The following is a 14296-nucleotide window of genomic DNA, read 5'->3' as shown; positions in this document are numbered from 1 at the left end:
GATTTATTAATTCCCAATAAATGCTCACGGTTGCCACCCTTAGAAATATGAGGAGTCCTACATGGAACACATCGAACGCGAATCGATGGAGTTTGACGTAGTGATCGTAGGCGCAGGCCCTGCGGGTCTTTCTGCTGCGATTAAAATTCGTCAATTAGCTCTTGAAAACAATCTTCCAGACCTTTCCGTCTGTGTGGTTGAAAAAGGCTCTGAAGTTGGTGCGCATATCCTTTCTGGTGCTGTACTTGAACCTCGTGCAATCAATGAACTTTTCCCTGACTGGAAAGAACAAGGTGCACCTTTAAATGTACCTGTGACAGAGGACAAAACTTATTTCCTCATGTCTGCTGAAAAGTCACAAGAAGCACCGCATTGGATGGTTCCTAAAACCATGCACAATGATGGTAACTATGTTATTTCATTGGGTAATTTGGTTCGTTGGTTAGGTCAAAAAGCGGAAGAGTTAGAAGTTTCTATCTTCCCTGGCTTTGCTGCCTCAGAAATCCTTTATCATGAGGATGGTTCTGTAAAAGGTATCCAAACTGGTGATATGGGTATTGGTAAAGATGGTGAGCCTACTCATAACTTTACTCCTGGCTATGAACTTCATGCAAAATACACAATTTTTGCAGAAGGTTGCCGTGGACATCTCGGTAAACGTCTGATTGCAAAATACAACTTAGATCAAGATGCTGATCCGCAACATTACGGTATCGGAATCAAAGAACTTTGGGAAATCGACCCTGCAAAACATAAACCAGGTTTAGTGATGCATGGTTCAGGCTGGCCTTTGGCAGAAACAGGTTCTTCAGGCGGTTGGTGGTTATATCACGCTGAAAACAACCAAGTGACCTTGGGTATGATTGTCGATTTATCTTATGAAAATCCACACATGTATCCTTTTGCTGAAATGCAACGTTGGAAAACACATCCTCTAATCAAGCAATATCTTGAAGGTGGTAAACGTATTTCTTATGGTGCACGTGCAGTTGTTAAAGGCGGTCTAAACTCTCTACCTAAACTGACCTTCCCTGGCGGTTGCTTAATTGGTGATGATGCTGGTTTCTTAAACTTTGCTAAAATCAAAGGCTCTCATACTGCGATGAAATCGGGTATGTTGTGTGGTGAAGCTGTATTTGAAGCAATCCAAGCCGGTCATGAGAAAGGTGGCGATTTAGCAGTGGCGCGTGTCGCTGAAGGCGAAGACTTCTTTGCTAAAGAATTGACTGCATATACGGACAAATTCAACAACAGCTGGTTAAAAGAAGAGTTACATCGTTCACGTAACTTTGGTCCAGCAATGCATAAATTCGGTTTATGGATGGGTGGTGCATTTAACTTTATCGATCAAAATATCTTTAAAGTGCCATTTACCCTACATGACCTTGCACCGGACTTTAGTGCATTAAAAACTGTAGATGCTGCGACATTTAAACCCACTTATCCAAAGCCAGACGGTAAATTAACCTTTGACCGTTTATCTTCTGTATTTGTATCCAATACCGTACATGAAGAGAATCAGCCTGCTCACTTAAAGCTGACGGATGCTTCGATTCCAGTCAATGTCAATTTACCAAAATGGGATGAGCCAGCTCAACGCTACTGCCCTGCTGGTGTTTACGAGATTATGGAAAATGATGATGGTTCTAAGCGCTTCCAGATTAATGCTGCAAACTGTGTTCACTGTAAGACTTGTGATATCAAAGATCCATCTCAGAACATCACTTGGGTAACACCTGAGGGTGGCGGTGGTCCAAACTATCCAAATATGTAAATCAATAAACCCGCTTCGGCGGGTTTATTGATTTAATATCGTTAGAGCGATGTCAAAGCTAATAGTTTTTTAAGTTTGCTTACATAGATGTAGATTATTAAAACGATGATTTATATCTATGTCTTTCTATTTTAAAAAATCCCAAACATTTGGGTTGTGATATTCTTTTTTAATATCATAACCTAGTTTTTCCATTTTAACTTCTGTCCTTTGTCTCTCACTTTCCCACTTATTTAAATCTTTACTCAATAACACTTTCCAATCTTTATCTCTAATTTTCTCATCATATTGATAAAAATAGTGAGAAAAAAAAGTAATAAAATCCAAATGAATTTTTACTTCATCAATAGATTTGCGAAAATTTATCGTTAATATGACATTATTTTTATAAAATCTAAGAGGCTGGCGTTTTAAAGCACTCGAATACTTCTCCCATTTTTCCTCACTATCCAAATAAAACCCATCCAAACTCCCCTGATAGTTAGGTATTTTATTATTGGCTTCAAATGATTGTTTTCCAAACACTCTCGGTTCAGACTCGAAATAAAAGACTTTCCAACCATTTTTATTTAATTGCTTTACAATTTTCTCATAAGAAAAAAAATTACTTTTTTCATTAATTATTTTAGATTTTATATTACTAATATCAAAACCTATATCTGTAACGCCTTGTTTTGGATAGTTAGCATCTGAGACAAAAACCAAATTTTCTAAATTATTAAAAACTAAAACTGTGTGGTCATATCCATCTTTTAAATTTAATTTTAGTTTACTTTCTTCATTTACATTTAAGTTTGGTCGTATAAATCCAACACTTGCACCTGAACTATATTGTGAAAAAAACTTAGCATTACTATTAATTAAATTTTCACTAGGGTCGCCAGCCACAACGCTAATAACATAATCAGATTCATTCATTTCTTGTTCATGTTTACTCATCGTCTCAGATGACGAATTATAAGCGGCTAAACTCGATAACAATGTGATTACCAAAAATCGAATAATTTTCTTTAAAATCATTCTGCATCTCGACTTTGATTATTAGATTTTTCAGTTATTTCAGCCTTACTAATACAGCTAAATTATTTAAAATACAACCATAACAATTTTTCACAGCATAACAAAAACATTAATAAATATATACTAGGTATAGATTAACATACTCCTTTGGGTAAATTTACTTAACCAATTGACTATCACTTTTTAAATCTATTACACCTTACGTTTAAATTCAATTATTTAAAATGAAATTAAAAATCGAACCAAATAATAAAACCCAACTCATTATACTAAAGACAAAAAAAACTCTTAAAAAATTATAATTATTTTTTATAAAAACCAACAACTCTGATTTAGAAAAATTATTCATGACAATATTATGCTTTTCATCATAAAATGGTATTTTACCATTCACCTTATAAAAAATATTATACTGCACATACATCGCAAAGAAAAACAATTGAATTTCAAATATCTCAAAAAAAGAAAAATAATCTTTGTTAGAAAATTTAGATTTAACAAATTCATTTCTCTTCATAAAATTTAGAGAGTAAATATAACTAATAATATAAATAATAAGACTAATAATTAAAAAAATAAAGTTTAAATCCATTATTTACATAACCCCATACTCTTAAATAATGCTTTATCAACCATTACACTAGCACCAGCAGCTGATCCCATTCCTAATACCGTCATCACAACTTGTCCGGCACGCCCATATGGATTGAGTCCAATAACTGTAACTAATCCTCGACCTGCTGCTGCTCCTGCTGCACCTGCTACTATTGCTGCCTCGGCTTTGGATGTCTCAACAAAAATTATTTTTCTAGTATACATATTATTATTCTTTTTTGTTGCAGAATAGACCGTCTTGCCTGCTTCATAAGCAGTCCACATTAACATAATTTTTCCACCTAATCGCACCGCAGTTGATAATCCTGTTGTATGCTTTATCATTTTCTCATATACATATAACCTTTCCTCAACTGTTCCTATAACACCACTTCCTTTTATCAATAAGTCTTGTAATCTCATATAATCTTTACGGACCTCATAAGCTAAAAATTTCGATTTCAGTGCCTCACCCAAAGCATCAATTGAATATTTGTTAGCCTGAATAAATCTGGAAGTTTCAGCAAAGTTATTTGAAAGGGTTACACCTCTTGTTTTCTGATATTGCTCAGCTAATTCTGCCAATCTATTATATCGGTTCATAGCATTTAAATGAGCTTGCTTATTCAACTCAATCCTAGCATTATACTTTTGCTCATAATTATTTATTTGTTCAGCTGTCAAAAAAAATGCATTTGTTGTCTCATATCCAAAATTAACACTTGGAAGCTCATAATTATCCAGATCTATCTCACCTATTACACACCCATTATTATCATACTTAATTGATGCTAATGCTAATGATTTTCTATATTCAGCTTCACTAATCACCCCTTCTAGACTAATATTTTTATCCATTAAAATTGATATCAATAGCTCATTATGAATAGCATGAAAACGCTCATCAAACCTTGAGTCTTTTCTATGTATTGCTAACTCTTGCTCAACCCTAAGAGCAATATCTTTCATAGCTTTCAATTTAGAATTATTTGCAGATATTAAACTATGGGAGATAATAACAACCTGCCCTGGTCTCAGTTTTTCATTTAAATTCCCAGATTGTAAAACATCAATATGTGAATTATTTAGCCTAAACACCCTATAATCATCCGCTGTAGGTTTATTCTGATATATTCGACTCAAAAAATCACTAATAATTTCGAATGACATCAAAATAATATATCCACAATCACTTTGTGATTTTAAATATACATCTTTTATTTTATTATTATCTTCTGAATTTTTAGATATAGTCGACTTCAAACTAGTTTTATCAAATTTAATTTCCGCATCTGATTTATAGTGCCTTAAAATATAACCTTTAAACCATTTATCATTTAGATAAACATCTGCTTGTACTTTTTCAGAATTATCATCAACCTTTATTAGGAAAGTCTTGTTCTTACTAAATGACATAAACTTTGAAGTATAAATAACTTTTTCACCAATTTTTTTAGTTACCTTATACTTAAATTTTTCTATAGATAAATTATGTGAAACTTCCTCAATATACAACTGAGCTATTCTAGGAGAATCATACTTAGCCATTTTCATCCCCATTCTCTAAAAAACTTTCAATTTTTTTATTTAAAACATGTAAAGTATAATTTTCTTCTTTATCTGAATAAAAAGTCTGAGTGTATCCCTTTTCATCAGTTACTCCATAAAAAGTATGCCCTAACTCATTTATTAAAACATATTCTGTATTCTGTAAAGCTTCTTGAGTATCTTTATCCTTAACCTCAAATGCCAAATTATACATTCCAAGCTTTGGTATTAAAGGAATAGTCGAACTCATCATCTCTCCGCCCAAAAACTTATGCTGCCCCGCCTTACTCTCAAACTTACCCGCAGTGGTCGGTAAAACACCTGCACTACTAATTTCAACTTGCGAACCATCTGCAATCAAAATAATTTTCTTATCCGCTTTAATCTCAATCTTATCTTCAGTTGAAATAATCTGAATACCTTTACGCGCAATCAAATCCGCACCATCGCCTTGTGCTTGAATCTCAACTTTGCCTTTTCCTGCAAATAATCTTGCCCCTTCTTGTGCCGCAAAAAGACTGATCTTTGATTGTGCATGTGCAACTAAATTCTTTTGGGTACTCAATTGAATACTATCGCCCGCAGTTTCATAGATTTGTCGATCAGCAGAAAAATGTAGATCTTCATTGGTTGCCAATGCTATTGAATTGGGTGAAGCCAACAGCATTAGGGCTTGCTTAAAGGTATCTGCTTGATTTTTTGCTTCACTGGATTCACCTTTTTCCAAAGATGAAATAAAAGATTTCAAATGATCTAAATTTTCTAAAGGATCAGTTTGCTGATTCTTGGCAACTTCACTTAAGGCTTTGGAATTATTTAGACTGCTTTCTAACTGACTTTTCGCCGCAGTTGCATCAAGATGGTTACCTGAAGCTGAATCTTGAGCATGGGTACTCAGCAATAAACCTTGTCCTGCACGCACTGCTCCCCATTGGTCTGTTCTTAGTTCAAAGCCTTCGCCTCGCCCTTTACTGGTATCGGTTTCTTTAGGATGGCTCAGATTACCAAGGTTAATTTGACTTGCACCGTGACTGCTTTGTAGCTGGCTGCTGATTTGCTCTGTGGTATCGTCAAATCTAAGCTGGCCATAGCCACTGCCTTTAACTTCTCGACTTTTGATCCCCGCCAGTTTTTTGGTATCAGGCAATTGGCCTTTGTCATCAAATTTAGTTGGACTTCGTTGTGCTTTATGGATACGCCCCACCACAAATGGCCGATCGATATTGCCATCAAAGAAATCTATCACCACAATCTCACCAATCCTCGGTAAGAACCGCGCACCATAGCCTTCACCTGCCCACGGGGTCAGTACATCCACCCAAGCGGAATCAGTGTCGTTGTCATTGCTCCCTGCACCACCATCATGACTGTGATCTTCATTGCGGGTAAACAGGAAACGAACTTTAATACGTCCCCATTCATCGACATGAATTTCTTCTCCACTTGGCCCAACCACTTTGGCTCGTTGTGGATGGGTACTTGGGCGGTGTTGTAGTGGGTGGTATTCAGGAGCAGTGGTGATATTACGGCGTTGTAGTACCAATTGATTGGCTTGGCGTTCTTGGTTATTTGGATCTGCTTTATTTTCGTTTACCCAATTGCTCTGTTCGAGCAAGCGATTGATTTGCTCATTCAGATCTTTGGGTAAGTTGTTCTGGTTATAGAATGTCTTTGACGTGATCAGAAACTCTTTGTCTGAGCCACTGTGTTGGTCTATTTCTGGGTGTTCGTTTAATTCAAACCAGTACCCCACTTGCGCATCGCGTACAGTGGAATTGGCTATAAATTGTTTGGATTGGGCATCGTAGTAATGACTGAAGTTTTGGTTAATCTTTTCAATCTGATTGTTATTTGAAGCAGTTGCTTGATCTTCACCATTCAGGTCTTGAATCCAAGCTGGGCTAATATGCCAAGCTTGTTCTAAACCAAGACTGGCATTGTTTTGATTTTGACTGTGCTGGTGCTTGCTTTGAACACTGCCTGCACCCTCTTCTTGCTCTAACACATCTGCTTGCCAGCGTTGTACGTGGACAGCAGTCGGTTGTAAGTTACGTTGTCCGATAAAGCTGGTGATGCTGTCTTGTTGTTCTGTGGCACTGCTACGATGGAAGCGGATCGTTCTTCGTTCTAACGATTTGTATTCGCTATTATCATCCACCAAGCGCAGTTTTTGTGGCTGAATTTGAGTCGCAGAACTAGGCACAATCAATTGCGCTTCATCAATCAACCAGTTGATCCCTTCACTGCGCATCAAGCGGGTTAAAAATGCATAGTCGCTTTCGTTACTCTGCATAATGAATGGTCGGATATCGTAATCTTTTTTAAGACCACTTTTATCGAGACTTAAACTGGATGCAAAGAGTGGGCTTTTGTCTTGCCATTCTTTAAACAGCGCTTCTATGACTTGAACAACCGACTTATTCATAAACACTCGGCTGTTACGGCGTTTATGCCACAATGAAGTGGCATCTTCGAGTTTGAGTTTATATAGCGTCAGCGCACCATCACTCTGCCCTTGTGCGGCCTCAGTAATCACCCCTGTGCTACGAAACAGTTGTCCATGATCTGTGACTTGATCAATCGCCACTTGGCTACCAATAAACTGTTTAAGCGGAATCGTTGCCGAAGTGGCAAGGCAAATCAGTTCAACAGACACACCTTGGTTCAGACCATGTTGTCCATCGATACGTTGTAAGAAGACTTGAGCAGTCAAATCAGGATTGCTAAATTGGATATGCAAGGCTCGTTTTTGTGCGTTTAGTCCAAGCTGATCCAATATTTTATAAATGCTATTTACTAAGCTGTTCATTTGAATGAGTTAATTATTATTAAAAAATATGTTTAGATTATAATCATAAGTCAAAATTCTGTCATTTTTAATTTTGTAAAATGATTTAATATCCACAATATAATTATTAAAATTCAATAAATTACATATAACATAAATTTATTAGCCATTAAAAACAGGCCAAATAAATTTCAATATTCTTAAATCAATAAAAGGGAAATCATCACATATAACATAGACTGATTTCCACCCATCATGATCTTTTAACCTTTCTTCACTAAATAATGAAATTCCTTATTTCCAGCATCATCTAGTACTTCTTCTTGTAAAATCAACTCATGACCGAGATGCATACAAAATTTAGGAATGTCCCAAGAGGTTGAATTATCAGTTGCAAATACTTCAACGACATCACCTGATTTAGATTTACGAATTGCTTGATGCAACATCATTACAGGCTCAGGACAACGTAGTCCACGCGTGTTTAATTGAATGCTTGCTGTAGGCATCGGTTCAGACATTATCTATTCTCAAAAAGAAGCAAAATCAATCAATAATTTTAACACAAACTCAAATAATGAATAAGGCTTGCAATATATCTATAATATGACACATACATTCATCTATTTACCTTATTTAATAGATAGACATCTGTGTTTTCTTCGGTATGATAAAAAAACATTTACTAGATATTAAGCGTCTTTAGGAAAGATCATGCACGAGGAATCAGGCCCATCGTGGGGAATGCGTGGCTTACGCAAATGGTTAGGAACAGCGCCAGAAACCCGAGATGAACTGCTAAAATTAGTACAAGATTCACGTCGTTTTTTAGAACCCGATACTGTTGCAATGTTAGAAGGCGTATTAGACCTTCCTGCAACAAAAATCCGTGAAGTCATGACTCCGCGCACAGCGATGGTCAGTTTGCAAGAAGATGATCAACTTCTTGATATTTTAGATATTCTTATTGAATCTGCACATTCACGTTTCCCTGTTTTCTCTTCTGATCAGCCTGAAAACGTGGTGGGTATTTTACTTGCTAAAGATCTTTTACCCTTTTTAACTGATCGTTCATCTGTTGTAGATGTGCATGCGTTAATGCGTCAGCCATTATTTGTCCCAGAAAGTGCCCGTTCCGACCAAGTTTTGAGGATGTTAAAAAACACTCAAACCCATATTGCCATTGTAATTGATGAATATGGTTCAACAGCAGGGCTGGTCACTTTAGAAGATATTCTAGAAGAGATTGTCGGCGAAATTGAAGATGAGCATGATAACGTTGACGAAGAAGCACAATTTATCATTCCAGATACAACCCATACCACAGCCAATACATGGATTGTGCAAGCACTTACACCAATCGAACATTTTAACAATGTTTTAGATGCTGAATTTCCTGACGATGAAGTAGAGACTATGGGCGGATTACTGCTTCAAGAAATTGGTCTAGTGAGTGATCTTCAAGGCCAAGTGGTTGAGCTTGAAGATTGGGAATTTACAATTATTGAAGCAGATGCACGCACTATTCATCTGATTCGAGCTGTACATAAATGAGAGCATACTTTGACAAGCTGTTAAATTCATCACAACAACAAAAACAGCTGCCCTTCATTTTCCCATTATTGATTTCGTTAATGTCAGGCGCAGTGTTCAGTTTAGCACTGGCGCCTTATTATTGGTGGTGGTTGGCAATTTTATCGCCTGCCCTGCTGTATGCTTGCTTAAAAGGCCGTACACCACGCCAAGCATTTGCGATTGGCTTAAGCTATGGCTTTGGCCTATGGTTTGTTGGCGCATTCTGGCTCTATACATCGATTCATGTGTATGGAGATACCAATGCTGTATTAAGTGTCTTAATGATCGCCATCATGGCCATTGTCATGGGGCTTTTTACCGCGATTCAGACTTGGGTATATCGTAGATTCTTTCCTGAAACGCCATTAACTTTCGCTCCTTTGTGGGTTATTTTTGAATGGTCGAAGACTTGGGTCTTTACTGGTTTTCCATGGTTATTTGCAGGTTACGCATTCACTGAAAGACTCTTAGATGGCTATGCTCCACTGTTTGGTGTGTTTGCAGTATCTTTTGTTGTGATTATCCTTGCTTGTGCATTGGTTGAAATTTTAAATAGAAAAGTCTTTTGGATCTTTCCTGCAATCATTTTAATCCTTGGCGCATGGGGCGCATCGTTTATCACTTTCGTACAACCGAAAGCAGAAAAGCCGCTCTCCGTTTCTTTGATTCAAGGCAATATTCCGCAAGATTTAAAATGGTTAACTGAATATCAGGTTAAAACCTTAGAAATTTACGTCAATTTAAGCCGTACTGAATGGGGCCGAGATCTGATTGTTTGGCCAGAATCCTCGATTCCATTGTTCCAAACAGATATTCAACAATTCTTGGATATGATGGATCAACAAGCCAAAAGTTCAGGCACAGCATGGGTAACGGGTATTCCTTATTGGGACTTAAAAGAATCGCAGAAAAATGGCTATCCAATGTACTACAACAGTATGATGGCTTCTGGTGCGGATTCTTCAGGCTTATATAAAAAACAACGTCTGGTGCCTTTTGGTGAATATATTCCACTTTCAGGATTATTGGCTTGGGTGTTACCTGCGCTACAAAATGATCCATCCATGAGTGGATTTTCCCAAGGTGCATCCAATCAGAAACCTTTTAATATTAAAGGACATGATTTAGCTGCAGCCATTTGTTATGAAGTGGCCTACCCGAATCTCACTCGACGAAATGCGATTAATAGTGACTTTTTAGTGACTGTTTCTAATGATGCGTGGTTCACCGGTACAGCAGGTCCATTACAACATCTTCAAATGGTGCAAATGCGTGCCAAGGAAAATGGACGTTGGTTTATTCGTGCTACCAATACAGGTGTAACAGCATTTATTGACCACAATGGGCATATTGTAAAACAAGCCCCTGTAGATCAAAAAGCTGTGCTTCGTGGTGATTTACCTGCCATGCAAGGTGAAACTTGGTACACCCGCTTTAGTGATTACCCTATTTTATTGCTATCCCTCTTATTATTAATTTTAGGTTGGATCTATCGACCTAAAGCAGTCGATATTAGCTTTAAATCTAGACGTTAATGCTTGAATCCCTCATCTCTGGTTTAAGGAGATGAGGTCAACCTCAACAAAGCGCTTGATTCAATGATTAAAGTAACTTTGTTCCCAATGGCACATTTGCATCAGGCACACACAACGTCACATGCCCATCTTGATTATGGAAACCCGTCACTAAACACTCTGACTGAATCGGTCCAATTTGTTTTTTTGGAAAATTCACAACAGCAACCACAAGCTTCCCAATTAAATCTTCAGGTTGATACAGGTTGGTAATTTGCGCACTCGATTTCTTCACACCGAGCACTTCGCCAAAATCAACATGCAAAATATAAGCAGGCTTACGCGCTTTCTCAAACACTTCGGCTTGAATAATTTTTCCTATCCGTAACTCTACCTTAAGAAAATCATTCCATTCTATTTGTTGCATTGCTGAGTCCTCGTATTTTTATCAATTCATCTCAAGAGATAAAATCATTTTAGATAAATTTAAAGCGATCAACCTTATACAAAACAGACAAATGATCCTGTTAAAAAGACAATCATGTTCAATCCAAGCCCTATCAAAACGAAATTGAAAATATTTTCGGCGCATTTTTTATTATATTTTTTTCAAGTTTATGCTAAATTATTTTCGCTGATCATAAAGCCGTAAACGTTTACGTCAATCAACGTGCCAACATATCTCCAACAAGGCTTGGGGCTATTTAAATCAAGATTTTAATATTTTGATGCGGCACTGGCGTTTGTTGGTTTACGGAGTAAAAAGTGCAAAATTCTAAATCGTCTTATTTTAATTTTAAAAAGATTCCAAATCGCTATGCAGCGATTGTTTTACCTTTGTTACTGTCCATTATCATGACATTTATTGTTTCATGTATCAGTACATTCAGAAGCATGGGTTTTGAGAATTTTTCGCTATACACATGGCTTTCAGCTTGGGGGATTTCTTGGCTGATTGCCTTTCCAGTATTACTTTTTATCTTACCGATTGTGCGCAAAATCACCATGAGCCTTGTTCAGCCGACTTAGTTGAATAAACCTGAATCATTAAATTGTAGTGCAAAAAAACCGAGGATTATACCCTCGGTTTTCCATGATATTTCAACTAAAGTTGAGTCACCAAATAAGACATCATTGCAGCTAAAAATAACATTGGCACATAACGATATGAACGTACTAAATATTGTTCTAATAATGATGAGAATTCAGTTTTTAACTGAAATACTGTCAAATTTAAGGCATTATAAAAACTAATAATAGATAATGCACTAAATACGCTAATCGCCATAAAACCAATCATGATCTGGCTATTGGCATCGGCAACTTGCCAAATATTGAGAAAAAACTGGCTAATCGGTAATAGGCTCAAAATTAAAAGAACAGATTTGAGCATAGTCCAATGAAACTGGCTGATTTCATCTGGTAATAATAATGCTTTCATCTCATCCTCCTAAGCAATTCAGATTGCCCTGAGAACTATTATGCAAGCTTTTAATTAAATAAAAAGTCTATTTTTATACACAATTTAACTTTCTTGTAACTATTAAATATGGGAATAATTCTTATTATAACTCTCAAACATCGTTATTTTAAATAGCTGTTATATTTCAATAAATTAAATACACTTTAGCAAACAAGAAAGATTATCACTTCACTCAAGATTTATTAACTCGATTAAATGAAGTGATTAATCCCATAAATAATAACCTAAATAATCTTCAATTAAGGTTGGTAATAAATATCTGCATCATTTCCTTCACCACCTTGTTTACCATCGGCACCAAACGAATATAAATCAAATTTACGGCCTTCAGAACCTGGGATCACATATTGAATATCATTTTCCCAACTGTCTTTCGGATAACCACCTTTAACATAACCACCAGGTAACCAGTTTTTAGCCGTTGCAGGTTGATTTACAAGCGCGTCTAAACCACCATCTTGGCTTGTCGGATAACGCCCATTGTCCAGTTTATACTGGTCTAAAGCACCCGCTACACCTTTTAATGCAATTTTAGTGGTGTCAACTTTGGCTTTTTCACCACGTCCCATCACATTGGGTACGATCAATGCTGCAAGTACGCCTAAAATAACAATCACAACCATCACTTCAATTAAGGTAAAACCTGACTGACGAGTCCTATTCATCTTTCGTTGCATCTGCTTACTCTCTATATATTCTTTATAAAAATAATTGGCTTAAATCATATTGTTCATATTGACGATTGGCAACATGACTGCAATCACAATAACCAAAACAATACCAGCCATAAACACCAACATTAAGGGTTCCAGTAAAGCCAATAATGTTGAAATAAATGAGGATACTTCTCGATCCTGCATATCTGATGCACGGCTTAACATTCGATCTAACTCACCCGAAGCTTCACCGCTTTTAATCATTTGTACCATCATCGGTGGGAAATAACCACAACGCTCCAATTGTGTTGCAAGATTTCCACCTTCTGTGACTTTCTCTGCTGCAATATTAACAGCATCTCGTATCACCCAATTGCTACTCACCGCTGCTCCAATTTTTAAAGCATCAACCAATGGCACGCCTGATTGGGTAAGAATAGATAAGGTACTGGCGAAACGCGCTGCATTTATACCACGAGATAATTTACCAAATAATGGCAATCTGAGTGTTAAACGATCAAAAGCATAGTGCCCAGCAGAAGTTCGTAGGAACCGAATCAATAAAAAGATCCCAACCACACTAAACACCAGCATAAAGGGCCAAGCCTGCCGAATAATCTCACTGGCTTTCATTAACGCCACAGTGATCCATGGCAAGGCTTGCTTACTTTGGTCAAAGGTTTTAACAATGTCTGGAACAACATACGTCATTAACCCCATCACAATCGCAAAAGACATAAACATCAAGATGATTGGATAGATCATCGCACCTTGAATTTTCTTTTGCATCGCAAAGCGGTTTTCGGTGTAATCAGATAATTGATCTAAAATTAAATCTAAATGCCCTGAACGTTCACCCGCAGCAACGGTCGCAATATACAAATCTGGAAAGCGTCCTGTTTGTTGCATCGCTTGAGCCAAAGAGTGCCCTTCAAGCACTTTTGAACGTGCCGAAAGTAAAAGATTTTGTACATGCACTTTTTCACTTTGTTTGGCAACTGCTCGTAATGCTTCCTCTAAAGGAATCGCAGCAGCGACCAAAACAGAAAGTTGACGTGTCATTAAAGCCAGATCATAAGCCGAGAATTTACGTTGAAAAAATCCTGAACTTTTATTTTTATCTTTTTGTTCAACAGCATCCACCGTGACAGGAATCAATTCCTTGTCCCGTAGTTGTTGTCGAATCTGGCGTGCGGAATCTCCTTCTAACACGCCTTTTTGCTGCTTTCCTGAAGCATCAATTGCAGTAAATTGATATGCTGGCATTATTATGCTCTAGTTTTCCAAAATTTTTTGATTACGCTGTTGCGTCATACCCTATAAATCATTCATATTCATGTTTAT

At 36.9% G+C, this 14296-nt stretch carries 12 protein-coding genes; 4 read left to right on the top strand and 8 right to left on the bottom strand.

Annotation, left to right across the window (positions count from 1 at the left end; all coding sequences use genetic code 11):
• Positions 1-61: 61 nt before the first annotated feature.
• Entirely contained in the window at positions 62-1774 is a 1713-nt protein-coding gene (locus tag FHR28_RS00935; RefSeq protein ID WP_166781765.1) for an electron transfer flavoprotein-ubiquinone oxidoreductase, read from the top strand.
• A 126-nt stretch (positions 1775-1900) separates the two neighbouring features.
• On the opposite strand, the gene FHR28_RS00930 is transcribed toward FHR28_RS00935, so the two are convergent.
• From FHR28_RS00930 to tusA, 4 genes are all read right to left on the bottom strand, one after another.
• Positions 1901-2692, bottom strand: coding sequence for a hypothetical protein (locus FHR28_RS00930; protein ID WP_228722010.1), 792 nt, complete (start codon positions 2690-2692; stop codon positions 1901-1903).
• A gap of 693 nt (positions 2693-3385) precedes the next feature.
• Positions 3386-4936 carry a hypothetical protein gene (locus FHR28_RS00925; RefSeq protein ID WP_166781764.1) on the bottom strand — a complete coding sequence of 517 codons (1551 nt, stop codon included), beginning with the start codon at positions 4934-4936 and terminating at the stop codon, positions 3386-3388.
• Positions 4929-7745, bottom strand: a complete 2817-nt coding sequence (locus FHR28_RS00920) for a type VI secretion system Vgr family protein (protein WP_166781763.1) — start codon at positions 7743-7745, stop codon at positions 4929-4931. The genes FHR28_RS00925 and FHR28_RS00920 overlap by 8 nt, the downstream gene beginning before the upstream one ends.
• 242 nt (positions 7746-7987) lie before the next feature.
• A complete protein-coding gene (gene tusA, locus FHR28_RS00915) occupies positions 7988-8245 on the bottom strand; it encodes a sulfurtransferase TusA (protein ID WP_004725563.1) in 258 nt (85 codons plus the stop codon).
• Positions 8246-8438: 193 nt separating this feature from the next.
• Between tusA and FHR28_RS00910 the strand changes: the two genes are divergently transcribed.
• Together FHR28_RS00910 and lnt are read left to right on the top strand one after the other, a co-directional pair.
• Positions 8439-9278, top strand: a complete 840-nt coding sequence (locus FHR28_RS00910) for an HlyC/CorC family transporter (RefSeq protein WP_004816763.1) — start codon at positions 8439-8441, stop codon at positions 9276-9278.
• A complete protein-coding gene (gene lnt, locus FHR28_RS00905; protein WP_004725558.1) occupies positions 9275-10834 on the top strand; it encodes an apolipoprotein N-acyltransferase in 1560 nt (519 codons plus the stop codon). Before FHR28_RS00910 ends, lnt begins: the two co-directional genes overlap by 4 nt.
• Positions 10835-10901: 67 nt before the next feature.
• Here the strand turns inward: lnt and FHR28_RS00900 are convergent, their stop codons facing one another.
• Positions 10902-11240 carry a tRNA-binding protein gene (locus FHR28_RS00900; RefSeq protein WP_166781762.1) on the bottom strand — a complete coding sequence of 113 codons (339 nt, stop codon included), beginning with the start codon at positions 11238-11240 and terminating at the stop codon, positions 10902-10904.
• A gap of 338 nt (positions 11241-11578) precedes the next feature.
• Here FHR28_RS00900 and FHR28_RS00895 point away from each other — a divergent pair, with 338 nt between their 5' ends.
• Entirely contained in the window at positions 11579-11842 is a 264-nt protein-coding gene (locus FHR28_RS00895; RefSeq protein ID WP_004725554.1) for a DUF2798 domain-containing protein, read from the top strand.
• A 76-nt stretch (positions 11843-11918) separates the two neighbouring features.
• On the opposite strand, the gene FHR28_RS00890 is transcribed toward FHR28_RS00895, so the two are convergent.
• The 3 genes from FHR28_RS00890 to gspF all read right to left on the bottom strand — a co-directional run bounded on the left by FHR28_RS00890 (position 11919) and on the right by gspF (position 14218).
• On the bottom strand, positions 11919-12254 hold the full coding sequence (locus FHR28_RS00890; protein ID WP_004725552.1) for a hypothetical protein: 336 nt from the start codon (positions 12252-12254) through the stop codon (positions 11919-11921).
• Between the two features lie 281 nt (positions 12255-12535).
• A complete protein-coding gene (gene gspG / locus FHR28_RS00885) occupies positions 12536-12973 on the bottom strand; it encodes a type II secretion system major pseudopilin GspG (RefSeq protein WP_004816754.1) in 438 nt (145 codons plus the stop codon).
• Between the two features lie 39 nt (positions 12974-13012).
• Positions 13013-14218, bottom strand: a complete 1206-nt coding sequence (gspF, locus tag FHR28_RS00880) for a type II secretion system inner membrane protein GspF (RefSeq protein WP_004725548.1) — start codon at positions 14216-14218, stop codon at positions 13013-13015.
• Positions 14219-14296 lie beyond the last annotated feature (78 nt).

The sequence above is a fragment of the Acinetobacter sp. BIGb0196 genome, from assembly GCF_011759595.1.
GTDB classification, from domain to species: Bacteria; Pseudomonadota; Gammaproteobacteria; order Pseudomonadales; family Moraxellaceae; genus Acinetobacter; species Acinetobacter guillouiae.
The sequence above is the reverse complement of the archived record's forward strand: the minus strand, read 5'-3'. Positions and strand labels throughout refer to the sequence as shown.

Bases quoted from the DNA above. Each gene is read 5' to 3' on its own strand.
- FHR28_RS00935 (WP_166781765.1), top strand. From the start codon at position 62: ATGGAACACATCGAACGCGAATCGATGGAGTTTGACGTAGTGATCGTA.
- FHR28_RS00930 (WP_228722010.1), bottom strand. From the start codon at position 2,692: ATGAATGAATCTGATTATGTTATTAGCGTTGTGGCTGGCGACCCTAGT.
- FHR28_RS00925 (WP_166781764.1), bottom strand. From the start codon at position 4,936: ATGGCTAAGTATGATTCTCCTAGAATAGCTCAGTTGTATATTGAGGAA.
- FHR28_RS00920 (WP_166781763.1), bottom strand. From the start codon at position 7,745: ATGAACAGCTTAGTAAATAGCATTTATAAAATATTGGATCAGCTTGGA.
- tusA (WP_004725563.1), bottom strand. From the start codon at position 8,245: ATGTCTGAACCGATGCCTACAGCAAGCATTCAATTAAACACGCGTGGA.
- FHR28_RS00910 (WP_004816763.1), top strand. From the start codon at position 8,439: ATGCACGAGGAATCAGGCCCATCGTGGGGAATGCGTGGCTTACGCAAA.
- lnt (WP_004725558.1), top strand. From the start codon at position 9,275: ATGAGAGCATACTTTGACAAGCTGTTAAATTCATCACAACAACAAAAA.
- FHR28_RS00900 (WP_166781762.1), bottom strand. From the start codon at position 11,240: ATGCAACAAATAGAATGGAATGATTTTCTTAAGGTAGAGTTACGGATA.
- FHR28_RS00890 (WP_004725552.1), bottom strand. From the start codon at position 12,254: ATGAAAGCATTATTATTACCAGATGAAATCAGCCAGTTTCATTGGACT.
- gspG (WP_004816754.1), bottom strand. From the start codon at position 12,973: ATGCAACGAAAGATGAATAGGACTCGTCAGTCAGGTTTTACCTTAATT.
- gspF (WP_004725548.1), bottom strand. From the start codon at position 14,218: ATGCCAGCATATCAATTTACTGCAATTGATGCTTCAGGAAAGCAGCAA.